25 protein-coding genes, 3 tRNA genes and 1 pseudogene are annotated in these 24,988 nt (G+C 66.0%); 15 read left to right on the top strand and 14 right to left on the bottom strand.

Annotated features, from left to right (window positions below):
- Window positions 1-120: 120 nt before the first annotated feature.
- From HJD23_RS16510 to HJD23_RS16495, 4 genes are all read right to left on the bottom strand, one after another.
- On the bottom strand, window positions 121-1,479 hold the full coding sequence (locus tag HJD23_RS16510) for a replication initiator (protein ID WP_171118585.1): 1,359 nt from the start codon (window positions 1,477-1,479) through the stop codon (window positions 121-123).
- Window positions 1,480-1,777: 298 nt separating this feature from the next.
- Complete coding sequence (locus HJD23_RS16505) at window positions 1,778-1,975, bottom strand: hypothetical protein (protein WP_171112471.1); 198 nt, start codon at window positions 1,973-1,975, stop codon at window positions 1,778-1,780.
- Window positions 1,972-3,276 carry an FtsK/SpoIIIE domain-containing protein gene (locus HJD23_RS16500; RefSeq protein ID WP_171112469.1) on the bottom strand — a complete coding sequence of 435 codons (1,305 nt, stop codon included), beginning with the start codon at window positions 3,274-3,276 and terminating at the stop codon, window positions 1,972-1,974. Before HJD23_RS16500 ends, HJD23_RS16505 begins: the two co-directional genes overlap by 4 nt.
- Window positions 3,276-3,623, bottom strand: coding sequence for a hypothetical protein (locus tag HJD23_RS16495; protein WP_171112467.1), 348 nt, complete (start codon window positions 3,621-3,623; stop codon window positions 3,276-3,278). The genes HJD23_RS16500 and HJD23_RS16495 overlap by 1 nt, the downstream gene beginning before the upstream one ends.
- 167 nt (window positions 3,624-3,790) lie before the next feature.
- On the opposite strand from HJD23_RS16495, the gene HJD23_RS16490 reads away from it, so the two are divergent.
- Complete coding sequence (locus tag HJD23_RS16490; RefSeq protein WP_171112465.1) at window positions 3,791-4,570, top strand: GntR family transcriptional regulator; 780 nt, start codon at window positions 3,791-3,793, stop codon at window positions 4,568-4,570.
- Between the two features lie 410 nt (window positions 4,571-4,980).
- Here the strand turns inward: HJD23_RS16490 and HJD23_RS16485 are convergent, their stop codons facing one another.
- From HJD23_RS16485 to HJD23_RS16470, 4 genes are all read right to left on the bottom strand, one after another.
- Window positions 4,981-5,289, bottom strand: a complete 309-nt coding sequence (locus tag HJD23_RS16485) for a hypothetical protein (protein WP_171112464.1) — start codon at window positions 5,287-5,289, stop codon at window positions 4,981-4,983.
- A gap of 341 nt (window positions 5,290-5,630) precedes the next feature.
- Window positions 5,631-6,188, bottom strand: a complete 558-nt coding sequence (locus HJD23_RS16480) for an ATP-binding protein (protein WP_171112462.1) — start codon at window positions 6,186-6,188, stop codon at window positions 5,631-5,633.
- Between the two features lie 232 nt (window positions 6,189-6,420).
- Entirely contained in the window at window positions 6,421-6,648 is a 228-nt protein-coding gene (locus HJD23_RS16475) for a hypothetical protein (protein ID WP_171112460.1), read from the bottom strand.
- A 361-nt stretch (window positions 6,649-7,009) separates the two neighbouring features.
- Window positions 7,010-7,827 (bottom strand): IS5 family transposase gene (locus tag HJD23_RS16470; RefSeq protein ID WP_171134037.1). Its coding sequence is split into 2 segments (ribosomal slippage): window positions 7,010-7,482 and window positions 7,482-7,827, totalling 819 coding nucleotides; the frame shifts between segments, so codons are not numbered across the junction.
- Between HJD23_RS16470 and HJD23_RS16465 the strand changes: the two are divergent.
- Window positions 7,810-8,672 (top strand): annotated as a pseudogene (locus HJD23_RS16465) (sporulation protein); the annotation flags it as partial. The gene HJD23_RS16470 and the pseudogene HJD23_RS16465 sit on opposite strands and share 18 nt — an antisense overlap.
- 3 nt (window positions 8,673-8,675) lie before the next feature.
- Here HJD23_RS16465 and HJD23_RS16460 read toward each other — a convergent pair.
- Entirely contained in the window at window positions 8,676-9,590 is a 915-nt protein-coding gene (locus tag HJD23_RS16460) for an aminoglycoside phosphotransferase family protein (RefSeq protein ID WP_171114304.1), read from the bottom strand.
- Window positions 9,591-9,774: 184 nt separating this feature from the next.
- Between HJD23_RS16460 and HJD23_RS16455 the strand changes: the two genes are divergently transcribed.
- Together HJD23_RS16455 and HJD23_RS16450 are read left to right on the top strand one after the other, a co-directional pair.
- Window positions 9,775-10,182 carry a hypothetical protein gene (locus HJD23_RS16455; RefSeq protein ID WP_171114305.1) on the top strand — a complete coding sequence of 136 codons (408 nt, stop codon included), beginning with the start codon at window positions 9,775-9,777 and terminating at the stop codon, window positions 10,180-10,182.
- A gap of 5 nt (window positions 10,183-10,187) precedes the next feature.
- The gene (locus HJD23_RS16450) at window positions 10,188-15,257 is read left to right on the top strand and encodes a caspase family protein (protein WP_171114306.1); all 5,070 of its coding nucleotides are present in this window, start codon (window positions 10,188-10,190) and stop codon (window positions 15,255-15,257) included.
- 28 nt (window positions 15,258-15,285) lie between these two features.
- On the opposite strand, the gene HJD23_RS16445 is transcribed toward HJD23_RS16450, so the two are convergent.
- Window positions 15,286-15,687 (bottom strand): YccF domain-containing protein, encoded by a 402-nt coding sequence (locus HJD23_RS16445; protein WP_171114307.1) that lies wholly within the window; start codon window positions 15,685-15,687, stop codon window positions 15,286-15,288.
- On the opposite strand from HJD23_RS16445, the gene HJD23_RS16440 reads away from it, so the two are divergent.
- The 3 genes from HJD23_RS16440 to HJD23_RS16430 all read left to right on the top strand — a co-directional run bounded on the left by HJD23_RS16440 (window position 15,686) and on the right by HJD23_RS16430 (window position 17,470).
- Window positions 15,686-16,099 (top strand): YccF domain-containing protein, encoded by a 414-nt coding sequence (locus tag HJD23_RS16440; protein WP_346770310.1) that lies wholly within the window; start codon window positions 15,686-15,688, stop codon window positions 16,097-16,099. The two genes, HJD23_RS16445 and HJD23_RS16440, sit on opposite strands and share 2 nt — an antisense overlap.
- Before the next feature lie 153 nt (window positions 16,100-16,252).
- Window positions 16,253-16,819 carry an SMI1/KNR4 family protein gene (locus tag HJD23_RS16435; RefSeq protein ID WP_171114308.1) on the top strand — a complete coding sequence of 189 codons (567 nt, stop codon included), beginning with the start codon at window positions 16,253-16,255 and terminating at the stop codon, window positions 16,817-16,819.
- A 384-nt stretch (window positions 16,820-17,203) separates the two neighbouring features.
- A complete protein-coding gene (locus HJD23_RS16430; RefSeq protein ID WP_171114309.1) occupies window positions 17,204-17,470 on the top strand; it encodes a GlsB/YeaQ/YmgE family stress response membrane protein in 267 nt (88 codons plus the stop codon).
- 100 nt (window positions 17,471-17,570) lie between these two features.
- Here HJD23_RS16430 and HJD23_RS16425 read toward each other — a convergent pair whose 3' ends face one another.
- Window positions 17,571-18,059: a YajQ family cyclic di-GMP-binding protein gene (locus tag HJD23_RS16425; protein ID WP_171114310.1), complete on the bottom strand. Its 489-nt coding sequence runs from the start codon at window positions 18,057-18,059 to the stop codon at window positions 17,571-17,573.
- A 224-nt stretch (window positions 18,060-18,283) separates the two neighbouring features.
- Here HJD23_RS16425 and HJD23_RS16420 point away from each other — a divergent pair.
- Both HJD23_RS16420 and HJD23_RS16415 read left to right on the top strand, forming a co-directional pair.
- Window positions 18,284-18,365, top strand: a tRNA-Tyr gene (locus tag HJD23_RS16420).
- Between the two features lie 106 nt (window positions 18,366-18,471).
- Entirely contained in the window at window positions 18,472-18,696 is a 225-nt protein-coding gene (locus HJD23_RS16415) for a hypothetical protein (RefSeq protein ID WP_171114311.1), read from the top strand.
- Between the two features lie 78 nt (window positions 18,697-18,774).
- Here HJD23_RS16415 and HJD23_RS16410 read toward each other — a convergent pair whose 3' ends face one another.
- Entirely contained in the window at window positions 18,775-19,431 is a 657-nt protein-coding gene (locus HJD23_RS16410; RefSeq protein ID WP_171114312.1) for an SDR family oxidoreductase, read from the bottom strand.
- 91 nt (window positions 19,432-19,522) lie between these two features.
- A complete protein-coding gene (locus HJD23_RS16405; RefSeq protein WP_171114313.1) occupies window positions 19,523-20,824 on the bottom strand; it encodes a hydrolase in 1,302 nt (433 codons plus the stop codon).
- A 267-nt stretch (window positions 20,825-21,091) separates the two neighbouring features.
- On the opposite strand from HJD23_RS16405, the gene HJD23_RS16400 reads away from it, so the two are divergent.
- From HJD23_RS16400 to HJD23_RS16375, 6 genes are all read left to right on the top strand, one after another.
- Window positions 21,092-21,164: transfer RNA gene (locus HJD23_RS16400), tRNA-Thr, on the top strand.
- Window positions 21,165-21,198: 34 nt separating this feature from the next.
- A tRNA-Met gene (locus tag HJD23_RS16395) sits at window positions 21,199-21,271 on the top strand.
- A gap of 89 nt (window positions 21,272-21,360) precedes the next feature.
- Window positions 21,361-21,525, top strand: coding sequence for a 50S ribosomal protein L33 (gene rpmG / locus HJD23_RS16390; protein ID WP_003948671.1), 165 nt, complete (start codon window positions 21,361-21,363; stop codon window positions 21,523-21,525).
- 203 nt (window positions 21,526-21,728) lie between these two features.
- Window positions 21,729-22,181 (top strand): MaoC family dehydratase N-terminal domain-containing protein, encoded by a 453-nt coding sequence (locus HJD23_RS16385; protein WP_171114314.1) that lies wholly within the window; start codon window positions 21,729-21,731, stop codon window positions 22,179-22,181.
- A gap of 4 nt (window positions 22,182-22,185) precedes the next feature.
- Window positions 22,186-22,614, top strand: a complete 429-nt coding sequence (locus tag HJD23_RS16380) for a MaoC family dehydratase (RefSeq protein ID WP_171114315.1) — start codon at window positions 22,186-22,188, stop codon at window positions 22,612-22,614.
- A 117-nt stretch (window positions 22,615-22,731) separates the two neighbouring features.
- Window positions 22,732-23,787 carry a UDP-N-acetylmuramate dehydrogenase gene (locus tag HJD23_RS16375; RefSeq protein ID WP_171114316.1) on the top strand — a complete coding sequence of 352 codons (1,056 nt, stop codon included), beginning with the start codon at window positions 22,732-22,734 and terminating at the stop codon, window positions 23,785-23,787.
- Between the two features lie 13 nt (window positions 23,788-23,800).
- Here the strand turns inward: HJD23_RS16375 and HJD23_RS16370 are convergent, their stop codons facing one another.
- A complete protein-coding gene (locus HJD23_RS16370) occupies window positions 23,801-24,856 on the bottom strand; it encodes an adenosine deaminase (protein WP_171114317.1) in 1,056 nt (351 codons plus the stop codon).
- Window positions 24,857-24,988 lie beyond the last annotated feature (132 nt).

Below are 24,988 nucleotides of genomic sequence, written 5' to 3'. Positions count from 1 at the left end.
CGTCGGATCTCTTGGGATTTCCGAGCCGTGCTTGCGGTCCGAACAGAATCCGTAGGAGTAGCCCGCGTTCGGCCGATGACAGAGTCTTGTCGGGGTTCCAAATGACCTTGGTCTGAGACATCACCTCCACCCCCAGTCAGCCGCTGTTGCCTCCCGCCCGAACTCGCGGCTGATGGTCAGGTCTTCGGCGATGCCTGCGGCAAGGAGTGCTGCGCCGGGGGTGTGGCCGGAGCCGACGTAGCGCCAGTGCCTCTCGGTGACCGAGTCGAGGATCTTGGTATTGCCGACGTGGTGGGCGCGTTCGGCGCGCAGCGCTGCGTATGTCGTCGAGTAGGCGCGGGATTTGGTGAGGATGTGGCCCCGGTAGCCGAGCGTGTGGGCCCACGTGCGCAGGTGCAGGGGCGCGTACTCGGGGAGGCCGCCGAGGCGCCAGGAGGTCCGCATGAGGGTGCGGACGTGGTCGCTTATGGGCGCCGTGGTGATGTCGCCCCAGGTGGTGACCTTGTGGTCGAGGCCGGCGCCCGTCTCGCTCGCTCCCTTGGTGACGTACTTGGCCACGTACGCGGCCACGGCTTCATCGTCGAGTCCGCCGCCGTCGGCGTGCAGCGGGCGGGCGTCGATCTGGACGCCCCAGCGCAGCGCCAGCTCACCCACGGCAGGGCTGTAGGGGGTGCGGACCAGGACCCGGCGCGCGGAGGACCGCACGGCATCGATCAGCCGGTCGGCGGTGCCCCAGGCCGGGGGTTCGTCGCTGGGTCCGGCCGGGCCGTCGAGGCGGACGACTGCGTGCACGTGAACGGCTGCCCGCTTCTGGTACTCCGCGACACGGGCGAAGGACAGCCGGGCGTGATCGGGGAGACGGGACTGTACAAGGCCCGCCGAGGAGGCGAGACGCCGCCGGACGCCGATGACGAATCGGTCCCACAGCTTGCCCGCGTGCGCGTGCCACAGGACATGGGCCGTGTAGTCGTAGCAGTCGGTGCAAACGGGCTGGCCGACGAGAGGAGCGTCCGGTGCGTGGACCGCACCGCAACCAAGGGGCCGCCCGTGTTCGCACCTGCCGCCGTCACGGCGAGGGCGGCAGCGTTCCCCGGTGCGGTGCACGGGCCCGAAGGACGGCGCGGTCAGGGTGACGAAGAGCCGGGGCCGGTTGCGGACGGTGGCCGGGACGTTCTTACCGCCGAGGAGGCCCGCGCGGACGAGGTGGAAGGTGTCGCCTGCGTGGAGGCGGGAGCAGGGTGCGCAGACGGTTGCGCGCCGGTTGCGGCAGCGGACGAGGAGGCGTTCGCCGGGTTCGCTGCGTGTGTCGTAGTGATGCAGGATCTCGCCGGTTGTCTCGTCCAGGTTGGTTGTCGAGCCGGAGAGGTGGACAGGGTGGGAGCATCCGCCTGTGGCGGTGATCTGCTCCAGCCACCGCGGAAACTTGGGATCTTGGGCGATGCGGATGGCGTCGCGGTCTGCTTCGGGGAGCTGACGCAGGCGCGCCGCGCGGTCGAGGACGACGCGCCTGTCAGCCGGGGTGTACTCCGGGGTGATGGTGGTGCCCTTTCAGGGTGGGCCGCCGGAGCGGCACGGGTGATGGTTGGTGGCGCGTGGTCGGTCATGGGGAGTGCTCCCTTCCTGATCAGGTGGGTTGCGGGTCGGTCAGCGGATGGTTCCGGTGCCCCGGCAGACCCGGCAGCGGTGCCGCCGTCCCGTCCAGGTCCTCCGGGCTCCGTCGCCCTTGCACTGAGGGCACCTCACGCGAGGCATGGGCATGGGGGTACGTCCCTTCTGCTCAGGTGTGGGAGAAGCCATTGATCACCCAGGTGACGAGTCCATGGACGGTGAAGATCACCGGGGTCTGGCCGAGGTAGAGGCCGAAGAGGCCGACGCAGACCGCTTCCCAGGCGCGGATGTCGCGGGAGCGGACGAGGAGGACGGTGATGATCCCGAAGACCACCGCGAACGTGAACGCCGTACCTTCGCTGATCACTTGCTGTCTCCTTCCAGCGCCGCCAGGGCGCGGTCGAGGGCGGGCAGTTCAGGAGTCAGGGCCATGTGCTTCCGGGCCGTCGACACGGCTTCTTCGGTGGTCGTGAGGTGGGAGCGCGCCCGGCTCCATCCGCCGTCCGGGCCGGTGCAGACGGCCACGCCCCGTTCCTCCGCCGTGATGGACTGCGCCACGGCCACGGCGTCCTTGTTGAGGTCGCCGAGCGTCATTTCCGCTGTTCCGGGGTCGTTGACTCGGTGGCAGATCCGGCCGCCGAGCTGCGCCCGCAGCGCGGTGACACCGGGGCCGAGGTCGGAGCCGACCCGTTGCCCGGCCACGACCAGGTGCAGCCCGAGCGCGGCCCCGAGCTGCGCCAGGCGCAGCAGGAGCGTGGAGCACTGCTCGGCTTCCGCCTTGCTCTCTCGAGTGCCGTCCGAGAGGTAGAGCTCCGCGATCTCGTCGACGATCACGACGACGGGAACGGGCCGGAGTGCGTCGGGCAGTTCCCAGATCGAGCGGACTCCGGCCGACCGGCAGGCGCTCATGCGGTCCTGCATGTCGACGACGAGCGCGCTCAGCACCGTGACTGCTTCGCGTCGGCACGTCGCCAGCGCGCTGAGCCGTCCGGCGAAGAGGCCGAGTTCCATGCCGCCCTTGCAGTCGATGCCGACCAGGGCGACGGGTTGCGGGGCGAGTTGGGTGATAAGCCGGGCCAGCAGTGTGGATTTGCCGGACCTTGTTGCGCCCGCGATGAGCCAGTGCGGGACGAGCCGGAGGTTCATCACCCAGGCGCCGCCGCTCTCCAGGGCGCCTATGAGGGCGCACAGCAGCGCGGCGGGTGCCGTGGCTAGGCCGGGCCGCTGAAGCGGGTCAGTGGCTGTCGCCGTCAGGAGCACCAGGCCGCGTTCCGGCGAGGTGACGCGGACGGCGTGGACCTTCCACGCGTGCAACAGGGCATCGGCCGCCTTCAGGTACGTCGCCGGAGTCTGGCCCGCGTGCAGGCGCACGGTCACGGTCAGGCCCGTACGAGTGGCGCGCGGGAAGGAGATCCGGGGAGCCACCGGCCGCAGCGGATCACCCTTGACGACCACGTCGCCGAGCAGCCCGCGCGGCGGACGCCGGGACACCGCAAGGTCGTTGAGCATGGCCACCTTGCGCCAGGTGACCACCACCCGGCACGCGGTCACCGGATACCCGGTGACGTACCAGTGCCAGACCGGACGGTGCCGCCGCACCAGATCACCCAGGACGAGCACCCAGGCCAGCACAGCGAGCCCGAAGGCGAGCGCGATCGGACCAGTCATCACGCGCCACCGCCCTTGGTGGGCGCGGGAGCTCCGTGCACGGGCGTGATGGCGTCGGCGCGGAAGCTGATCCCGTGCCGGTCACCCATCGCCCAGGCGAACGCCGTCAGCCCGGTGACCTTGACGATCTGGCCTTCCTCGATGCCTTTCGGTTCACCGGTTACGGCGATCTCGATCACGGAGATTCGCCGACGGTCCTGCCGCACCGTGACGGCGACGGTGTAGACGGGGTTGCCGTCCCGGTCTTTCTTCACCTCCTGTGTCTCGGGGTTGCTGATCTTTGCTTCCGGCGCGATGGCGCACCGCAGTACGCCGAGCCGCGTCGTGTCCACGGGAATGGACTGCATTGGTTGTGGCCTCCCTGGCCAGTCGGACGTCCGACATCTCATCCGGACGTCACTTGTCCTAACGAGTTACGACTATGGAGTCCTGTACGGCGCGAGTGCAACTACTTATGCTGACGAGTGATGTCGCGCGTGCGACGTGCCTATGACCTCAGACCGGAGATGCCGAGATGACGGAGATCCAGCGCCCCGGAGCCCTCTACCAGCAGGTGGCCGCCGCGATCCGCGAAGCGATCGTGTCGGGCGAGTTCGCGCCCGACTCCCTGTTGCCGTCCGAGGCCCAGCTCATGACCCGCTACGGCGTCTCCCGCCCCACGGTCCGCAACGCCATCGCCGCCCTGCGCGCGGAAGGCCTGATCGACGTCCGTCACGGCAAAGGCAGCTTCGTACGCGCCAGCGGACAGCCCCGCCTCACCATCGAGCGCCGCATCAGCCACACCGCCGAGGACAAGTTCGTCATGCCCAACGGCGACATCTGGCAGGAAGCCGAAGAGCCCAGCACCTACCGCGCACGCAGCACCAAGGACACCGGCCGACTCCTCCAACTCGACGAGGAGGAAGCCCTGTTCGGCTGTGACCGGCTGCTCACCGATCCCGGCACCGGCACGCGCGCCATGCACCGGACACTGATCCCGTTCGAGGTCGCCGAAGCTGTCCCGCTGCTCGGAAAGGAGCCGTGCAAGCCTCCGGCAGCGATCTACTGGGTGCTCACCCAGGCCGGACACAAGCTGTCCTGGACCGAGACCGTACGCGCGCGCATGCCCCTGCCCGACGAGCGCACCACGCTCCAGCTCCCCGACGCGACCCCAATCCTGCACGTGGCCCGCGTCGCGCACGGCACCGACGACCGCCCGCTGTTCCTCGAAGAGCTCCGCTTCGGCGCGGACCGGGCCGAACTCGCCTACCGGATCACCGCCGACAAACAGCCCGCTCGACGCGCCCGCACCTGAACGCCAGAGGCCATCGGTCGAATCCGTCTTCACTTCCTCAAGGGCGCGCCTGCGGCGCGCCGGGGCGCCCGGCCGCCCCGGCCGGGCGTGCGGCGTGACCGCCGGTCCCGTCCGGTCGCCCGGCGCCCCAGAGCGCAGCGTGCCCGAGAGGGCGAGGCGTCGACCGGTCGGAGCCAGCCGGGGCGTGGGTGGCTGGGGGTCGACGGCCTCCGAGCCTTTAGGCAGCCACCATGGGGCGAGCCTCGAAGAACAGGGGGCCCATCGGGCACAACCGCGGGCAGGACACGTGCCTGCCCGATTCGCCGGGCCAGCGTAAGGCCCCCTGTTCACTCGCCCCATGGCAGCTCCAGCCCAAAGGCTCTGTGGCTGGCGACGTGCCCACGCGCACCGCTCACCAGCGAAGACGCCTCTCATGCCGCACCGCCGTCGTCATCGGCGCGCGCCTCTAGGAGCAAGGCGAGCCGGTCCACGGCACCAGGCCAGCCCGCCAGGCGCACAACGCCACGCCCGTCCTCGTTCGTCGAGGCGACCGCCCGCACGTCGGACAGCTCGAACCCGGCACCGAGCAGCGCCCGGTTCAGCCGGTCCGCAGCCTCCCGTGCGACCCGCCACCCCGCCACGTAGTCGACATCGGGCACCCACAGCCCGCAGTCCACGCCCACGATGCCGTCGAGCCCATCGCTCAGCCAGTCCTCACCCGCGCCAGCCACGGCGTCCACCTCAGCCCTTTCCGAGATAACGGATCGTCAACTCCCTTGGTGCCAGGGCCCGGAAGCAACGCAACGCGACGGCCCCGGTACCATCAGGCACCGGGGACCGTCGCGTCCCCTGCCGGGCCACCCTTCGCTTTCCACGGCTGACGGGGTGGCCCGGTCTCGGTATGGGGTTGTCAGGCGCGGCCCCTTCTCGGGAGGGGAGCCCCCGAGGGGAACCAGGAGCCGCGCCCTTGGGCTGGGTGCTGTCCAGGCCCCAGCCCCGGCCGGAAGGTCAGTCCGGCCGTCCGGGTCACCATCCGCTCCCGATCGCGAGGGAGCAGATCGGCACGGTGACCCGGAGATCTTTAATGCGGTCTGTCGTCGGCCCCGCTGTCGAGGTCGAAACGGCACCAGACCGTCTTGCCGCCCTTCTCATACGGCGTCCACCAGACCGCCGTCGCCAGCCGCTGACAGATGAGCAGCCCCCGGCCGGTGACAGGTAGCACCGCCTCGGAAAGCTCGCCCATCAACGCCGGAGAGAAGGTCTCTCCCGCCGGAAGCAGCGGAGGGGTCGAGTCCTCATCCGTGACCCCGATGAACAGCCACTTCGGCCACAGCTTGAACGTCACGTCGATACGCCGACAACTGCCCGGAAGAGCGAGATGGCGATCCGGCACGGCATGGTTGACGACGTTCCCGACCAGCTCCGAAACAGCCAGCCGCGCGTCGTCCACGACTGCATCAGCACCCGCACCGCGAAGGAACACCGCCGTCTGGTCGCGTGCGACACGAGCTGTGTCGTCGAACTCGGCGAAGAGCGTCAGCGTCAGGTAGTGCCCGCCGGTGGACGGATCCGGCGCCACGTACCAGTGAGCGTAGGCATCCAACTCACTCGCCAAGTCCTTGGCCTTCCCCGCATCCATCAGATCCCCTTCCGAGCCCCTACGGCCCTCGCGGCACCGCTTGCTTCACGCAAGCCAGTACACGGCCCCAAGGACGTGACCGGGAGCGTTCACCAGGGGGTTCACGTGAACACCAGCAAACGCAAAGGGGGTTCACCAACGAACCCCCAAGACACCTCAGCTGTGACACCATGAACACTCGCCGTCATTCTCGGGTTGGCAGGGGAGCATGAACCGAGAGCCGAACGCGCAGTTAATCGCCGTCATGGCCGAGGCGAAGGTCTCGAACAAGGGCCTCGCGAAACGGATGCGGGATGCCGCCGAGCAGCGCGGCACGAGTCTCGGAACGACGCACATCGCCGTACAACGATGGCGAGACGGCGCAGGCATCCAGCCCCGGACAGCAGCAATCATGGCGGACGTACTCGGCGCCAAACTCGGCCGCCGCCTCACACCCGGCGATCTTGGATTCTTCGACCACACCCAGCCGACCGCACCTCAGCCGATCGGCTATCCCAGCACCATCCCCGACGCCCTGTCCATGCTGGACGGACTCACACAGGAACGCGCCGAGAACCCGGCCGCCGATCAACTGGTCATCGCGGACGGCGACCTGAGCTCCACCGTCCTGTCATGGATGGTCGGGCGCCCCGACGGCATCCAGGCCGACAGGCCCGCTCACCAACGGATCGGCATGCGCGACGTCCGCGCCATCAGAGACGCGGCCAGCATGTTCATGCAGCTCGATTTCAAGTACGGCGGAGGCCACGGCCACAAGGCACTGCGCCACTACTTCCGCCACGAAGTCCTGCCCCTGCTGGACGCCAGCTATAGGGGTCCTTTCAGAAAGCCGGATGCTTGCGGGCGAGGGTCATGCAGTGTGCGAGCTGAAGGAAGGCGTCATGCATGTCGTCTCGGGTTTCCCAGCGGGTCCGTAAGCGGCGAGGGCCGTGGAGCCAGGCGATGGCGGACTCGGCAACCCATCGCGCACGGCCCAGGCCCGAGCCGTGTGGCTGTCCGCGCCGGGCGATCTTCGGGACGATGCCGCGCTCGCGTAGACGGCGGCGGTAGCTGTCGTGGTCGTAGCCACGGTCGGCATACAGCGCGCGGGGCTTGCGCCGGGGCCGGCCCCGCTTGCCCCGCACCGGCGGCACGCCGTCGACCAGCGGCAGGAGCTGCGTGATGTCGTTGCGGTGTCCGCCGGTGTGCGATACCCGCAGCGGGGTGCCGTGCGCGTCGGTCAGCACGTGGTGCTTCGAGCCCGGCCGTGCACGGTCAACCGGACTCGGGCCGACTTTTGGGCTGCTTCGCCCCGCTTGGCCGGCACGTGCGAGGCGTCAACGGTGACGCGGGAGAAGTCCAGGCGGTCCGCCGCCCGCAGCCGGTCCAGCAGCACCCGCTGGAGTTTCTCCCACACTCCGGCCTCCTGCCATTCGGCCAGCCGACGCCAGCAGGTAGGACCCGAGCCGAACCCCAACTCCTGCGGCAAGTACTCCCATTGGATACCGGTGTACAGGACGAACAGCACGCCCTGGAGCGTCTTGCGGTCATCGATGCGCTTGCGCCCCGGGTACCGGAACCGCCGCTCATGCTTCGGCAGCAGCGGCTCGATCACCGCCCACAGTTCGTCGCTGACCTCCCACGGCTTCCGCCGCGTCATGGTCACCCCCACAAAGCACGGGATCACGTCCATGTCCACCGTGCCACAAGAAGATCTTTCTGCAAGGACCCCATAGCGAGAAGGTGGGCACCGCGTTGTTCGGTGCCGCCGCCGAGGTCTCCCAGTTGCTCGCATGGACCGCGTACGACACCGGAAACCACCGGCTCGCCCACCGCTACCTGACATCCACGCTGCGCCTGTCCCAGGTCATCGACGACCGCATGTTCGGCGCCCGCATCCTCGGCAACCTCAGCCACCAGGCCAACTACCTCGGCAACCACGCCCAGGCCATCCAGCTCGCCCGCGCAGCAGTCGAGGGCGCCAAAGGCAGGGCCACCCCACGTGCCATGGCACTGAACTCAGCGATGGAAGCCCGCGCCCTGTCCAACGCAGGCGACCCGATCGGCGCAGGCCGCGCCATGAACGAAGCAGAGCGCTACTTTGAGCGCGCCGACACGGGGGAAGACCCGGCATGGCTCGGCTACTTCGACGAAGCGGAACTCATGGGCGAACTCTGCCACTGCTTCCGCGACCTCCAGATGCGCCGCGAAGCCGTCGAGCAGGCACAGCGCGCCGTGGACAGCACCGACCCGAAGTACGCCCGCACCCTGGGTTTCTGCCGCCTAGTACTCGCCCAGAGCCAGCTACTGAACGGCGAGCTGAAAGCCGCCGTCACAACAGCCAGCCTGGCCGTGGACGGCGGCGACACCCTCCAGTCGACACGCTTCCAGCGCTACATCACCGACTTCCAAGCCCAGGTGAGCACCCACGCCACGAACCCGGTAGTGGCCGCCTTCAACGACCAGGTACGTGACGCACTCGCCCGCCTCGAAGACGACGAGTAACGGCTACCAGGGCCGCCAGTCCCGAGGCGCATCATCATTGCGCAGACCAGCAATGCGCCGGCGGTACTCAGCCGCCGTCCGCTCGTCTTCCTGCACGTTCTGCATGAGCCACGTCGTCATGCCGAACTCCTGCAGGCCACGCAGCGTCTCGTACCCGGGCCAGTCGTACAGATCCCGCCCGTACGCGGCAACGAACTCGGCGTACTGCTCATCGGTCTGCCACCCAAGACTGTGGTGCTCAACAGCCGTGACCATCAGATCCCACTCCGAGTGATCGAAGCAGAAGGCCTCGAAGTCGATCAGGATCACCTGCCCCCGATCGTCCACCATGAGGTTCTGCACGTGGGCATCACCGTGCACGGGACCCTTGGGCGTCTCAAACCGCAACTCGACGAACTTGTCCCGCAGCTCCCGCCACCGCTTCCGCATGAAGACTTTGTCATCCGCCGGGATCACCGCCCGATCCAGCCGCAGCTCCTGCTTGTCGAACGGATCAAAGGAAGGCAGCTCCAGGCCCTCCGGCACGGTCAGGGAGTGCAGATCCCGCAGGATGCCCCCCAACTCCCCGTAGGTCGCCTTCCGATCACCCTCGACGATCAGATGCCAGAACGTCACAGGGTGCCCCTCGATCACAAGCGGCTGCTCAAGATCCTCAACGATGCGCGCAGCAGGGAACCCTTCCTCAGCCAGCCACCGCGAAACGGCCACCTCCACACGTGCCTTAGGCAGCCACTCCTGCCCACGAGCCACACGCACGATCATCGGGGCCGAGGCCAGCCGGAACAACGCGTTCTCCCCCAGCCGGATTAGCTCCGCGCCCCCGTCATCGAGCCCTGCCGCCTGGCACGCAGCCACCATCACCCGCGTAGCCCTCGCCGACGTGAACCCCTCTTCCGACCGAGCATCATCAACCGCCATGCCCGTACCAGCTCCCCTAGTCGCGCGCGATCAACCAGCGCACGCCCACGGGCGACCAACCCGACGTGCACCGGACACGGTCACGACCGTACCCAGAACTCGCTCACTTCGACGAGACGTTGCGTGAGGCCAGCGTTCTTGCGAAACACATACACAGCACGAGGCAGACGGCTACGCTCTGAGCTTGAGAATCATCGAGGTTTCGGAGGACGGTGCAGTGGCCCTCAACAGCGATATCAGCGCCTACGTCACTGGTCTCGACATCTTGGTGAGGGCGGAGCCAGAAGAACATGATTCTTCTGGGGCTAGCAGCGCAGGAAGTAAAGGATTTATAGGTCCCCGTAACTCGGCCGAGCTGACCACAGTAGCGATGAGATCGGAGCAACTAAGGGAAAACCTCGAGCGTACGGTGCAATCCCTGCGAGAAATTTTCGAGCGAATCGCGGACAGCGAAGGTAATTTTCCACTCAAGGAAGTGCAAGTGTCGTTTGAGGTGTCAGCCAAAGGAGGTATTCGGCTTATTGGCACAAGCGAGGTAGCAGGGAAGGGCGGTATAACTTTGGTTTTCGGGCCGCGAGATCGGGGGGAATAGATTTTATGCACCGCGCCCTCTTGCTCTTCGTCGACCGATATGAGTCAGCCGCATGGATGGATCTTGAATTCCTTAGAAGGGAGTATCAAGAGATCACGACTGCGCTTTCTGACCGAGGCTACGAGATTGATCAGAACAGTGACTGTGGTCAGCTTCGCGCAGCTGCGATTAATCAGAAGATCGAGAGTTTCATTCACAACTCCCGACGGGGCGATAATCTACTCGTCTACCTAAGTGGTCACGGCTACCATTATGACGATGCTCATTGGTTTGCCGCTTTCGACTCTGACCCGACCACTGGCGCGCAAACGATGAGTGTAACGAATGTCAGGCTAGACGGGGGGTGGCCTAATGTTGTGGAGCTCAGCAAGGCAGCGCAAGTTCTCTTTATAGTGGATGCCTGCCGTAATCGCTTGATGGACGCAACCGGGCCTCGAAAACTTGCCGTGACGCCGCCAGATGGATCTGAACGGCTTAGCTATCTGATGGCTTGCGAACCTGAGAAGCCAGCTGTCTACTTGGCATCTCAGGCGCGGCAAGAGGAAACTTTCAGTTTGTTCACCCAGGCATTGCAAGAAGTCCTATCGGATGCTCATGGGTACCTGCCGGCAGATCACCTTCGCGCTCTGATGGAAACCGCGATGAACGACCTGCGCATGCAGCATTGCTCTAGTACCCCACCTCAAATTCCCCGACTGAGCGGCGAGGAAGGAGCTGCTCGATTCCCCTTCTTGCTTGAGAGCCAGTCTTGCACAACTCAAACTCAAGCTGTTAACCACCATGCTTGGAAACTTACGCGTGCGAGCTACGACACGAGGCGGTTCCAGCACGAGGTAAAACATGTAGCGTCGACGCTGGACAAGAATTTTCACGAAGAGCGCAAGCTTTTGGCAACTGACTCATGGATCGACTGGCAGTCGCACTATCGATCCTCAGCACACGTTGAAAAGCTCTTGCAATGGCTACCAGCTGGCTTCACCCTAACTGCTACAGAAGCAGCGATCTTGTCTCTTGTCCAGCATCTATATCACGGTTTCCGGGTCCGACTTGCCAGGAGAGTTGATCAAGCGCTTCGTAGATCTACAACAGTATTGAGTGGTGCGCATGGCGCCTGGACTCAATACCCGCATCTACAACGGCTAACTGATGTCAGGCTCGACCCCAAGCGAGGAAATCGAAATCGCCATGTCGCTGAGGCGTGGGTACTCCACCAGTTTCTTGCCCGCCCTGGGGATGCGCACAAATATGAAGATGAGCTCTTAAATTATCTCGACTCAGCACTGGCCGGAACTGATGATCTTGCCGAGGTGTTGAGCGTAGACGCAGTTTCTTGGCTTTTTCGAGCCATGTTTCACGGCGGGAGCACTCTTGCGGAGTCGCCAGAATTCCAGAGGCTGAGCGAGCATCCGATTCGCTACCAGCTCATAGGTTATCTGTTGGCAGCTTCGCAGATTATGGCCCTAGACATTTGTGAGCTTCCTCCAGTCCTCGTAGAGCATCTAGGTGGGACTGACCGCATCAGCTTCCATCAGATCCGCAGCAGCGTGAATGGCGCATCATGGAAGCTGGTTGGCCGGACCCTGCGTCTTGAAGCACACTGCTCGCATCAAGCCGTAATGGTTGCCTTGCAGGAACGAGCCGAGTCGCTCGACGGCCTGCTGTACATGGCGAGCGGAGTCGCTGGGCTAGAAAAGCTTCCAAACCGCTCTTCCGGGGACGGAGTTGGACCAGAAGAAGACCCTGCTACAGGCAAATTGAAATTCCTACCAGTAGCCACTCGCTTCGGTCTCGATGGCACTCGTGTGCGTGATCTCCTTGCAGGCGAGCAACTATATGCGGATCGATCTCTTGCCGTACGAGAGATTTATCAGAATGCTATGGATGCTTGCAACGTGCGGCGCGCACGCGAGCTATACAGGCCAAGCCTTGATGGCGAAAATTGGCACGGTCGTATCGAGATCCTTCAAAGTAACCGCGGCAACGTTCGGTACGTCGAATGCACGGATAATGGATCAGGCATGGGGCGAGGGGAACTACTTCATGCTTTTGCGCAGGGAGGTGTTCGGCTATCACATTTGACAGAGTTCCAGGAGGAGAAGCTTCAGTGGAGGAAGAAGAATATTCCGTTCTTCGAGAACAGTAGGTTTGGAATTGGTGTACTTAGCTACTTCATGCTTGCTGACGAAATCGAAGTAGTGACACGCAAGTTTCAGCGAGACAGAGTGCCTGGCAAGATTCTGCGAGTCAGGATTTCCGGCCCGGATAACCTGTTTCACGTCGAAGAATCCTCTGAAGCCGTTGATTTCCTGGGAGACTCGTGCGGGACTCGCATCCGTTGGCTTTTGAGGGACGATCTCGATGCATTCTCATGTGTGACGGCATTGCGGTCGGTGCTTGGCGTGGCGAAATATGCAACTACCGCTAAATATGACGATGACGTTGAAGTCTGGGAGCCAGGAGTTTACCGAAGCCGCACTGATTCCCAAAGGACTGCTCGCATTGACGCCACCGGATCTATTCTCCCAGATGGCCGTGGGGAAGTATTTTGGTGTGAGTACGGCGGCGCGCTTCTGATTGACGGTATCTCAGTCAAGGGGAATTGGAACGCTTCTAGTGATCACGCTGCGGAGCGGAAAAAGTCTGATCTGATGAAGATACCTGGGGCCGTGGTCAATCTATCGGGGCCAGTAATAGTCTCGGGAGGTCAGGCGAAGTCCGTTCCCCGCCTTACGGTTGATCGCAGTCAAGTCATCGATGATATCGTCGAACCTATCGCGAAGCGTTTGCGGGCAGCGGCAAGTAGCCTATCAACAGCAGAATTCCTTGACAGTAGGTGGCTTGAAAAGGCCACCAAGATGGAGGCTCATTTTGCGGACGTCATCGTTGAAGGGCTGATCGAGCAGAATGCGTGCTTGGCCTACGATGATGGGGTTGCGAAAATGGGTCGGACGGGTTATTTCCCTGGCGATGAAGTTTTTCGCGCCGAATGGCAATATGCTAACCCCCCTGAGTTGGTTCCATCGAACCTCATCGATTCTGTCCCAAGGGCTCGCAAGCTACCGTCACATTTGGCTCTTTGGCGCTATGCTGCGCACTTTCCCGAAGAGGTACGGAAGGCGCTGGGGGATGTTTGCCCCAAAGATTGGGATGCTGAGGTGTTGAGGCCAGCTTTCCCATCGGATGCCATTGTCTTGGGCGGAGTAGTCAACGCAGCCTCTAAGCAGGCGTGGGATGCCGGAGGAACTTTGGCTCGCGTTCTCACGAGCTCCAGAGCGCTGCATAGAGAACCCACTTCGGTGGTCAAGCAATTGGAACAGCTGGGCGTAGCTATGCCTTCCAGGTTGGAACAAGCTCTCGCCCTGCCGTCACGAATGCTTTACTCGCTGCTGGGTATTGATTCCGCTAATCTCGGATACCTACCCCATCGCCTGAATTCTCCTATTTTTCCAGGGCAGCTACTCAGGGCGTGCGAAGGCGCTCGTGTCTCGGTTTCGGACGCGATTAGCCTGTTGAGTGATCTAACCTACGATGTGTCGTATTGCCGACCGCTCCTCGACGAGTCCGATAGCAGTCTTGCTAGGGCTCTGCTTAGCGAGAGACTCGACGGGCGTTCTCCTTGGATCTCTGATGATGCACTCAGGACAACCAGGGTAGTCTCTGTAGCCGAGAAGCTAAATGTTGAGATTGAACTAGTAGTGGCCATTTGTCGAAAATTGGGCATTACGACAGTTCCTGGAAGAATGTCTCAGGTGGACCGGCGGCTGCGGGAATTGCTTGGTGTGAAGTGCTGGCGCACGGGGGAAGCGACTGTTGCTGATGTGCTAAGGGTGGCTCATGCCACTGGTGGCACTCCAACTGCAACGGCGAAGAGAATGAGAGCCTTCGGTGTTGCGGTGAATGGGCAGGTGCCAAGTGCATTGCCTCAATGTGCTGCACTTCTGAATATTAGGGTGGACTCTGATCGTACGCTGGATTGTTCTATTCCAGTACCTCTTCCTGCCATTAGTCTTCTCGCTCAACGCACGGGCGAAAGCATGGATGCTATCGGAGAAAGTTTGCGCTTCATGGGGCTCGATGTTCCCTTTGAGCGCTTCCCTGAATCGTTGGAAGACGGCGATCAGAGCTTGCTGAGTAGGCGCCTTGAAGCGTACAGGTCAGGTGACTGGCTGAATCCGCGTCGACCTATCCCTGCCGCCCACGTTCTACTCGCTGCGAGCCGGCGAGGGAAAGAGCCGCAAGAGATTGTTCGTCGCCTAACTGAACTGGGGATGCGTGTTGACGAGCTGCCTGATCCCCTGTCGCGCCTTGGTGCGCATTACTTCGAGGAACCTCTCGTCAAGGATTGGATTCCTTACGGAGAATCCTCTCCTAAGGTTCCTCTCGGTCACGTTCTCCGCGTTGCATTGAGTCGACGCCTCCCTGTATCAAGGGCTGTCGAGTTTCTTGAGAGTTGGGGCCTAGTGGTGCTACCCGTCTCTGAGGACCTGCGAGCGGTGGCTCCCATGGACGCTGCTTTGCTTGGCGATTCTGGATACTATGGCAGCCGGGAAGTCACTTTCTCCCAGTCGACGTCGACAGGAGCAGTTGTGTTCGCTGCTCATAGAGCGAATATTTCCATTGGTGATGCGCGGAAGCGTTTGCTTGAACTGGGTGCTGTGATCTCGCACCCGGATCACTCGAACTATGCTGATAGAGACATTTTCTCTGTCATCTCAGGGAGCGCCGGAGACGTTTCGGCAGCCCAAGTCCTAATTGCGGCAGATCGGTGCACTGTCGGGCCTGCTGAGGCTGCGGCTAGGTTTCAGGCTGCAGGCTTGAATGTTCAGCCATTTGACTACCCCCGTGATCGGCCTGACCGCGATGATCTCACAATTTTGCGTGAGAATGCGCTGGAAAGAGGTCCCTTTCTTTCCTGTGCTGCGCCGGTTGACCTTGAGCATCTATTGGTCGCCGCTCACAGGCTACAGAAGTCTGTGAGAGACGTTGCATCTAGGCTTTCAATCTTGGGGCTAAAGGTTCCCGATGTTCGGGAAAGTGTGCAGCATGCTTGGGGCTTGGTTCCCAAGATGCTCTGAGCTGTGGCTCGACATGAGTGGCCGAGAATCACTGATAGCCGAACTTGTCGCTGGTCGGGACTACTTCACGGCCAAGCGGCATGAGAGAGACTGGAATAAGTTTTAGATTGGCCCACCCGAACGGGATACCAATGATCGACAGGAACAGCGGGATGCTCGTGATCAGGTGTCCCAGGGCCAGCCACCACCCCGCGAAGATCACCCAGATCACGTTCCCGAGGAACGACGGCGCACCGGCATCCTGCCGCTCCACAGTGGTTCGGCCGAACGGCCACAGCACGAAGCCCGCGATACGCAGCGAAGCAACGCCGAACGGGATCGTGACGATCAAGATGAAGCACACCAGCGCGGCGACCGTGTAAGCGAGGGCCATCCAGATCCCGCAGAAGATCAGCCACAGGATGTTCAGCAGCAGGTTGAACAGCTTCATGATCGGTACCCTTCCAGGTCGCTCCGTCGGCACTGCCTGCTACGACAAGTATCAGCTGGTCACGCGTGCAGACGGAAACGCAACGGCCTTGTGGCGTGATCAGGAACGTTCAGAGACGATCCCGTTCGGCATCGCCGCATTCCGCATCGGCGTCTACGCCTTGTGGCCCTTCGGCTACACGACGGTCGAGCGCCGCGACGCCGGAGCCCCCTCCTGCGTCGGCAATGTCCTGTGGCTGATCCTCGCGGGCTGGTGGCTGGCCCTTGCCCACATCGCCACCGGCATCGCGCTGTGCGTCACGATCATCGGCATCCCGCTCGGCATCGCCAACTTCAAGCTCATCCCGGTCTCGTTGCTGCCCTTCGGCCGCGACATCGTCTCCACGGACCGGCCGTTCGTAGCGGGTTGGTGACACACGCCCCGAGTGCCGGGCGCGAGCTGGTGCCTCACCGCTCCGGGGCTGCACCGACACCCGGAGGACCATCGGGTGACCGAGCGTTTCCCACAGGCTCAGGGTTATCCACAGGTCGGCCCGATTGTCAGTGCCGCGCTGCATGATGAACCCATGACCGAGATCGAGCAGTTGCTGGCACGGGTGGCGGGCAAGGCCCGTAACACCCGCCCGTGGGGCTGGACTTCGCTTCCCGATCCCGTGGACGCCGCCACGGTGGCCCGCGCCGTGGCCGCGCTCGGCTTCCGTCTGCCGCCGCTGCTCGCCGAGCTGTATCTGCGCATAGGGGACGGCGGATTCGGCCCGGAGTACGGTCTGCTGCCGCTGTTCGACAGCCCACCCGCCGACGAGCCCGCCGCCGTCGTGCAGTACCTCGCCCATCGCGAGAGCGGCCGCCAGGACCCCGAGTGGCCCTGGCCCGACGGGGTGTTGCCGATATCCCACTGGGGCTGTGCGATGTACGCCTGCGTGGACTGCCTCGACCCGCAGGCCCCCGTCCTGCTCTTCGAACCGAACGCCGACGAAGCCGACCACGCCTGGTACGTGGACGCCCCCAGCCTCACGGCCTGGCTGCGCGCCTGGTTGGACGGCACGGGCTGGTACCAGGAGACGAACGAAGGGGTGGACCTGGCGCCCTGGTCCGACTTCCGCATACGCACGACCCCGACGCCGGCCTCGTAGCCGGATCGGCCGGCTCACCCACCGGCGGTGTGCCATCTGCCGCACCCGCTGGGCGGTGCAACCGCCCGGTGCTGCCGTGCCGTCCTCGGCAGTGACAAGAGCACGCTTATCGCGCCAGCCACGGCACCTGGGCAAGGCAAGGCGCCGCACGGGGGCGAGGCACGGCGGAGACCACCACGCGACAACGCGAGCGAGACGTACGACCTACTCACGCAAAACCCACCGAGCACTGACGCACTACGCACCAAGCACTACGCACCACGCAGCAAGCACTACGCAGTACGCACCAAGCACGAGCACGATCTGCATCCGTCCGGGCCGGACATCGCCAAGATCACAGTTCCTGGACAGTGCAGACCCAGCGCGAAAGGGCAGGTTCACGGCATGAGCATCATCGCTTGGATCATCCTGGGACTGTTGGCCGGAGCCATCGCCAAGTTTCTGCTGCCGGGCCGCGACCCCGGCGGACTCATCGGCACGACAGTGATCGGCATCGTGGGCGCGTTCGTCGGCGGTTGGATATCGGCCCGCTGGCTGGACCACCCGATCACCAAGGACTTCTACGACGGCGCCACCTGGGCGGCGGCGATCGGCGGCTCGCTGGTCCTGCTGATCGCGTACCGCCTCCTGTTCGGCCACTCGCGCGACTGAGCGCGGAGCACGGCACGCAGGGACTCCGCGTCGGGGCGAGAAGGGCGGGCCACCGGGCAGCCGGGTGCCCACCCTTCCTCGGATGCGCGCGGCGTCGGGGTTACCGGTAGTTCACGAACTGCAGCGCGAAATCGAAGTCCTGGCCCTTCAGCAGGGCGATCACGGCCTGGAGGTCGTCCCGGCTCTTGGAGCTGACGCGCAGCTCGTCGCCCTGGACCTGGGCCTTGACGCCCTTGGGCCCCTCGTCGCGGATGATCTTCGCGACCTTCTTCGCGTTCTCCTGGGAGATGCCCTCCTGGATCGACGCGAAGATCTTGTACTCCTTGCCCGAGAGTTGGGGCTCGCCCGCGTCCAGGGCCTTCAGCGAGATGCCGCGCTTGATCAGCTTGGACTGGAAGACGTCGAGGACGGCCTTCACGCGGTCCTCGGAGTTCGCCTCCATGAGGATCTTGTCACCGGACCACGAGATCGAGGCACCCACGCCCTTGAAGTCGTAGCGCTGCGAGATCTCCTTGGCGGCCTGGTTGAGGGCGTTGTCGACCTCCTGCCGCTCGACCTTCGAGACGATGTCGAAACTGGAGTCGGCCATGTGCTGTGGCTCCTTGTATCGGGGTGCGAATCGGGTGCGTAGCGGCGTACGCGGGCGGCGGCCGGGCCCGGCTCGGACCCGGGACCGCATCCGCCCAAGCCTAGCCACCCCCTGTCCCCCGAGCGCCGATCAATCGGGTGGCGAAGCACCCCTCCGTATCGGGTATTGTTTACGTCGTTGCCAGCGAGCACCGCCGAAAGGCGGTTCGAGTGGCAGCAAACCCCGGCGGTGTGCCCGAGCGGCCAAAGGGAGCAGACTGTAAATCTGCCGGCTCAGCCTTCCCAGGTTCGAATCCTGGCGCCGCCACTTTGAAGAGGACCCCCTCCAGGTCTGCGGAAACGCAGAGTGGAGGGGGTTTCTTCGTGTTCCGGGTGCTCTGGGTGCCCAGAGGTGTTCGGGGCACACTGGCCCCATGAGCTCCCGCTCCTCCCGCCGCAGAACGTGCCCCGAGTGCCGTCGTGAGATCGCCGTCGTCGCGGGACGGTTCGCCCGGCACGACCCGCCGCCCGGTGCGCGAGAGAGCGGTCGGCTCGTCTCGTGCCCGGGGTCGCGTCGGCAGGCGCAACTGGGGGCGGTACAGCCGTCGTTGGACGGGCATGTCGTGCCGGAGTTCCCCGGGCAGCTGCCGCTGTTCTGAAGATGGAGCCTGCCCGAGGGCATGTCGGAGTGTGATCCGAGGGCATGCCGGAGCGTGAACCGCCTGTCCGGGCCTGCCTCAGTTTCCGGCCACCGACTTCACGGCCACCGAGACCGGTGTCGACCCGCTGATCAGTTCCAGGGTCAGACCGGCCGTCGCCGGGGTGTCGAGCAGCTCGGCCAGTACAGCAGCCACGTCATCGCGCGGGATCGGGCCGCGTCCGGTGTGGGCCTCCAGGCGGACCAGGCCGGTGCCGGCGTCGTCCGTCAGCGCGCCGGGGCGCAGGATCGTCCAGTCCAGCGCGTCCTGGCGGGTGACGTGCGCGTCGGCCTCGCCCTTGGCGCGCAGATAGACGTCGAAGACCTCGTCGCCCTGGTGGTTCGGGTCGGCGCCCATCGAGGAGACGACCAGGAAGCGGCGTACGCCCGCCCGGACCGCCGCGTCCGCGAACAGCACCGCCGCGCCCTTGTCCACCGTGTCCTTGCGTGCCGCCCCGCTGCCCGGACCGGCACCGGCCGCGAACACCGCCGCGTCGGCGCCCTGAAGATGCGCCGCGACCTGCTCGACCGTGGCCGACTCCAGGTCCAGCAGGACCGGTTCGGCGCCCGCCTCCCGCAGATCGTCGCCCTGTTCGGCGCGGCGGATGATGCCCGCGACCTCAAAACCACGCGCGGAGAGCAGGCGCTCCAGCCGCAGCGCGATCTGTCCATGACCTCCAGCGATGACAATGCGCATGCTTCCGACCGTACGCCCGAACGGCCGCATTCGCCCCATGAGATGGGTGTGGTCTCAGACCCGTGAGATGGGCGTGATCTCGGGCGGGTGCCTACGACAACTCTCCCCGCCCCTGCCGAGGCAACCCCAGTTCCGCCGCCGCGGCCGAGTTGCAGTACTCCCGTACCGCGCTCGTCCGTGCTACCACGCGCCCCCGGTGCACCACGATCCGGCTGTACGCCAGTGACAGGGCGCCCGCCAGCCGGTCCCCGCGTACGGCCAGCAGCTCGGCCGGGAAGCCCGCCTCCACGCGTACCTCGGGGAGGCCCAGGGCGGCGCGGGCCGAGGTGCTCACGGCGTCGTAGGCGTCCTCGGGACGCAGGCCGTGGTGGGAGGCCAGGAGGTACGCGGCCTCCAGGGGGTCGCCGCGGCCCACCGGGTTCGAGGTGTCCCGGAGGGCGCCGCTGCCGGCGGCGAGGCGTACGCCGGCGGAGCGCAGCAGTCGTACTGGCGCCGTTCCACGCCGCTCGGCGCCCGCGCAGCCGCCCTGCGGCAGGCACACCACGGTCACCCCCGCCGCCGCCAGCCGGTCGGCGGTGCGGGACGCCACGTCGGCGGGCAGGTCGCCCAGGCCGCCGCAGGGGCCGATCGTCACGCCGGGGCGCATGCCGCCGGCCATCGCGGCGAGGCGGGCGAGGCGGGCCGGGTCGGTGGCGTCGGTGTGCAGGTCGACGGGGCAGCCGTGTTCGGAGGCGACCTCCAGGACGGCCGCCACATAGCCCGTCGGATCGGGGTCGAGATCCGGAGAGCCGCCCACCACGGAGGCGCCCATCTTCACCGCGTCCCGCAGCATGGCGAGCCCGTCCGCCCCGGCCACCCCGGTCAGCACCCGCGGCATCGCCACCGCCGTCAGCTCCGCGAGCCCCCGCAACGACCGCCGCGCCCGCAGTACGGCGGTCAGCGCGCCCAGCCCCTTTACGTCACCCACGCGCACATGTGCCCGCAGCGCGGTCGCCCCGTGCCCGAGTTGCAGCAGCGTGGCCTCGGTGGCCCGGCGCTGGACGTCCTGGGGGTCGTACGTGACCGGGCCATCGGCGTCGGCGGACAGGGCCGTGTCGGCGTGGGCGTGGACTTCGGCGGGGGCCGGCAGCAGGAGATAGCCGCTGAGATCCACCCGGCCGCCACCGCCGCCATTACCACCGCCGCCGCCACTACCCCCGCCACCGTCACCGCGAGATCCGCCCAGGCTGCCGGCCGTACCCACCGCCTCGATCCGCCCGCCGCCCAGCCGGACGTCCACGGTCCGGCCGTCGGTGAGACGTGCGCCGCACAGCAGCAGGCGGGCCGCGTCGCTCTGTCCCGAGCCCGACGGGGACGACGACGAACGGGGTGGCTGCGGCCGGCTGTCGGGCATCGCGCTCCATGGCTCGGGATCAGGGGCAGGGATCAGGGACAGGGATCAAGGGCAGGGCCTATGACGTACTCACGGCGTACTCATGGCGCACCGCCGCGTCACGGACGCAAGATCACGCAGAGTGAGTCGAGCCTAGGACGGTGTTCGGTCCGTGGCGTGGAGGAGCGCAATAGTCGTACCGGTGTGGTCCGCCGATCGAGGGTGGGGCGGGGACGGGGAAACGGATTTGGGTGAACGGTGGCCGAGCGTGTAATGTCTTCATCGCTCGCCCCAATAGCTCAGTCGGCAGAGCGTCTCCATGGTAAGGAGAAGGTCAACGGTTCGATTCCGTTTTGGGGCTCTGGTGCTAGCGCCGCTCGCGGCGTGTGCATCACAGCGGTGTAGCTCAGTCGGTAGAGCAAGCGGCTCATAATCGCTGTGTCACCGGTTCAAGTCCGGTCACCGCTACTGACAGTAGCCGATTGCGGGGTCGGTCCTTCGATCGGCTACTCTTTCTTGCGTTGAACTAACCTACCCGTTCGTCAAGGAGCACTCACGTGGCTGCCACCGACGTCCGCCCGAAGATCACGCTGGCCTGCGTGGAGTGCAAGGAGCGGAACTACATCACCAAGAAGAACCGGCGTAACAACCCGGACCGTCTTGAGATGAAGAAGCACTGCCCGCGTTGCAACGCGCACACCGCGCACCGCGAGACGCGCTGACGCAGGCTCGTACATCTCGTACGGCTCGTACACGAGGCCGCCCCCGCAGTTCGGGGGCGGCCTCGTGGTCTTTTCGGTCACCCTTTCGGCCGGTGTGGCCACCGGGCGCAATCGGCCACAGCGGCTTTTATACGGTTGACCCGGCTATACGGTTGACCCGGCAGAGCGGGTCGACCAGAGCAGAAACCAGGAGGTACCGAGCCATGGCGCTCGACCAGTCCTTCGTGGGGCGGAGCTACCCGCCCACCGACCCCTACGAGGTGGGCCGGGAGAAGATCCGTGAGTTCGCGGAGGCGGTAGGGGACGCCAACCCGGCCTACACGGACCCGGAAGCCGCCAAGGCCCTCGGCCACCCCGACGTGATCGCCCCGCCCACCTTCGTGTTCGCCATCACCTTCAAGGCGGCGCGGCAGGTCGTCGACGACCCGCAGCTCGGCCTGGACTACAGCCGCGTCGTGCACGGCGACCAGAAGTTCGCCTACAGCCGCCCGGTGGGCGCCGGTGACCGGCTCACGGTCACCTCGACCATCGAGGCCATCAAGTCCATGGCCGGGAACGACATCCTGGACGTCCGCGGCGAGGTGCACGACGAGTCCGGTGAGCACGTCGTGACCGCCTGGACCAAGCTGGTGGCCCGCGCGGCCGAGGAGGCGTGAGCAGATGACGGCAAAGATCGCGTACGCCGACGTCGAGGTCGGCACCGAGCTGCCCGCCCAGACCTTCCCCGTGACCCGTGCCACGCTCGTCCAGTACGCGGGCGCCTCCGGGGACTTCAATCCGATCCACTGGAACGAGAAGTTCGCCAAGGAGGTGGGCCTGCCGGACGTCATCGCGCACGGCATGTTCACCATGGCCGAGGCGATCCGCGTGGTCACCGACTGGGCCGGGGACCCGGGCGCGGTCGTCGAGTACGGCGTCCGCTTCACGAAGCCCGTCGTGGTCCCGAACGACGACCAGGGGGCCAGGATCGAGGTCAGCGGCAAGGTGGCCGCCAAGCTCGACGACAACACCGTCCGCGTGGACCTCACGGCGACGAGCGCCGGACAGAAGGTCCTGGGGATGTCCCGGGCGGTTGTCCGGCTGGCCTGAGCTGTGCGGGTAGGTAAGGGGCGTTCGCCTTGGCGGGCGCCCCTTACCGATGCCGCGACTGGCGCACACGCGCGTGCGCCCCCGAGCCTGTCAGTGCCGTCTCGTACTCTTGGGCCCGTGCAGGTACTCCACGACGCTCCCCTCGCCCCGTTGACCACGTTCCGGCTGGGCGGTCCCGCGACCCGGCTGGTGACCGCGACGACCGACGCCGAGGTCGTCGACGTCGTGCGGGAGGCCGATGCCGCCGGGACGCCGTTGCTGGTCATCGGCGGTGGTTCGAACCTGGTCATCGGCGACAAGGGGTTCGACGGGACCGCCCTGCGCATCGCCACCCGCGGTGTCGAGCTGGTCGGTACGCGGCTGGAACTGGCCGCCGGTGAGGTGTGGACGGACGCCGTCGCGCGCACCGTGGAGGCCGGGCTGGCCGGTGTCGAGTGCCTGGCCGGGATCCCGGGGTCGGCGGGAGCGACGCCGATCCAGAACGTGGGGGCGTACGGCCAGGAGGTCTCCTCCACCATCACCGAGGTGATCGCCTACGACCGCACGGCGGGCGAGACGGTCACCCTGACGAACGCCGAGTGCGGTTTCTCGTACCGCCACAGCCGCTTCAAGGCCGACCCTGAGCGGTACGTCGTCCTGCGCGTCCGCTTCGCGCTGGAGGACGCGGGCGGGCTGTCAGGGCCCATCCGGTACGCCGAGACGGCCCGCGCGCTCGGGGTCGAACCCGGCGACCGGGTACCGCTCGGCGACGCCCGTGACACCGTGCTGAAGCTGCGCGCCGGGAAGGGCATGGTGCTCGACCCCGAGGACCACGACACCTGGTCCGCCGGGTCCTTCTTCACCAACCCGATCCTCACGGACGCCCAGTTCGCCACGTTCCACGCGCGCGTGCGGGAGCGGCTCGGCGAGGGCGTGGAGCCGCCGGCGTACCCGGCCGGGGACGGGCACACCAAGACCTCCGCCGCCTGGCTGATCGACAAGGCGGGATTCGGCAAGGGGTACGGCACCGGGCCCGCCCGGATCTCCACCAAGCACACCCTCGCGCTCACCAACCGCGGCGAGGCGACCACGGAGGACCTGCTGGCGCTGGCCCGCGAGGTCGTCGCCGGGGTGCGTGACGCCTTCGGAATCACCCTGGTCAACGAGCCGGTGACGGTCGGCGTCAGCCTCTAGTCGGCGTCGGCCTCTAGGTGTATCGGCTCGCGGGCTCGCTGGACGTCAGCCAGGCGTCCACCCCCGCCAGCAGCCTCGCCTTCGTCTCCTCCGGCGCCGCCGAAGCCCGCACCGACTGGCGGGCCAGCTCGGCCAGTTCCGCGTCCGTGAAGGCGTGGTGATCGCGGGCGATCTCGTACTGGGCCGCCAGACGGGAGCCGAACAGGAGCGGGTCGTCCGCCCCCAGGGCCATCGGGACGCCGGCCTCGAAGAGCGTGCGCAGGGGGACGTCCTCGGGCTTCTCGTAGACGCCGAGGGCCACGTTCGACGCCGGGCACACCTCGCAGGTGACGCCCCGGTCGGCCAGGCGCTTGAGCAGGCGCGGGTCCTCCGCCGCGCGCACGCCGTGGCCCACCCGGTCGGCGTGCAGGTCGTCCAGGCAGTCGCGGACCGAGGCGGGACCGGTCAGTTCGCCGCCGTGCGGGGCGGACAGCAGGCCGCCGTCGCGGGCGATGGCGAAGGCGCGGTCGAAGTCGCGGGCCATGCCGCGCCGCTCGTCGTTGGAGAGGCCGAAGCCGACCACGCCGCGGTCGGCGTACCGGGTGGCCAGACGGGCCAGCGTGCGCGCGTCCAGCGGGTGCTTCATACGGTTCGCGGCGACCAGGACGCGCATCCCGAGCCCGGTCTCCCGCACCGCCGAGTCCACCGCGTCCAGGATGATCTCCAGCGCCGCGATCAGGCCGCCCAGACGCGGGGCGTACGACGTCGGGTCGACCTGGATCTCCAGCCAGCCCGAGCCGTCCCTCAGGTCCTCCTCGGCCGCCTCTCGCACCAGCCGCTGGATGTCCTCCGGCTGCCTCAGGCACGAGCGCGCGGCGTCGTACAGCCGCTGGAAGCGGAACCAGCCCCGCTCGTCCGTCGCCCGCAGTCTCGGCGGCTCCCCGCTGACCAGGGCCTCGGTCAGCGCGTCGGGCAGCCGTACGCCGTACTTGTCGGCCAGCTCCAGCAGGGTGCCCGGCCGCATCGAGCCGGTGAAGTGCAGGTGCAGATGGGCCTTCGGGAGGTCGGAGACATCACGTACACGTTCCATCCCAGGATCCTGCCGTACGGCCTGCTCGTCCCGGTAGCGCTTTCCCCGTTCGTGGTCTTGCTCGCACGAAGAAACGGAAGCGGGCCGCCTCCCCGCAGGGAAACGGCCCGTGCACGCGCGCGTGCTCCATGT

Source organism: Streptomyces sp. Z423-1 (assembly GCF_013009255.1).
Classification (GTDB): Bacteria; Actinomycetota; Actinomycetes; order Streptomycetales; family Streptomycetaceae; genus Streptomyces; species Streptomyces gossypiisoli.
This window is presented reverse-complemented; position numbering and strand designations above follow the sequence as displayed.